The 840-nt window shown below is 51.0% G+C and carries 1 protein-coding gene; it reads left to right on the forward strand.

Annotated features, from left to right (window positions below; translation table 11 throughout):
* Nucleotides 1–840, forward strand: an 840-nt coding sequence (locus tag O4H49_RS20510; RefSeq protein ID WP_269425295.1) for an elongation factor Tu, incomplete at its 5' end; no start/stop codon positions are given.

Below are 840 nucleotides of genomic sequence, written 5' to 3' on the forward strand. Positions count from 1 at the left end.
GAGCACATTCTGCTTGCGCGTCAGGTTGGTGTTCCTGCGCTTGTTGTTTTCATGAACAAGGTTGACCAGGTTGACGATGCCGAGCTTCTCGAGCTTGTTGAAATGGAAATCCGTGAGCTTCTTTCTTCTTACGACTTCCCTGGCGACGATATTCCAATCGTTTCCGGTTCTGCGCTTGCCGCACTTGAAGGTCGTGATGATGAAATCGGCAAAAACCAGATTCTTGCGCTGATGAAAGCTGTTGACGATTACATCCCGCAGCCGGACCGTCCTGTAGACCAGGCTTTCCTGATGCCGATCGAAGACGTTTTCTCGATTTCCGGTCGTGGTACAGTTGTTACCGGACGTATTGAAACAGGTATCGTCAAGGTTGGCGAAGAAGTTGAGATCGTTGGTATCCGTGACACACAGAAGAGCACCTGTACAGGTGTCGAGATGTTCCGCAAGCTGCTCGATCAGGGTCAGGCTGGTGATAACATCGGTGCACTTCTACGTGGTGTTGGTCGTGATGATGTTGAGCGTGGTCAGGTTCTTGCCAAGCCAGGTTCGATTACGCCACACACCAACTTCAAAGCTGAAGCTTACATCCTGACGAAAGAGGAAGGTGGTCGTCACACACCATTCTTCACCAACTACCGTCCACAGTTCTACTTCCGTACGACTGATGTGACCGGTGTTGTTACTCTTCCAGAAGGCACGGAGATGGTTATGCCAGGTGATAACATCACCATGGACGTTGAACTGATTGCTCCGATTGCGATGACCGATGGTCTTCGTTTCGCGATCCGTGAAGGTGGCCGTACCGTTGGTGCGGGTGTCGTTTCCGGTATCTCGAAATAA

The sequence above is a fragment of the Kiloniella laminariae genome (assembly GCF_027214005.1).
Lineage (GTDB): Bacteria > Pseudomonadota > Alphaproteobacteria > Kiloniellales > Kiloniellaceae > Kiloniella > Kiloniella laminariae_A.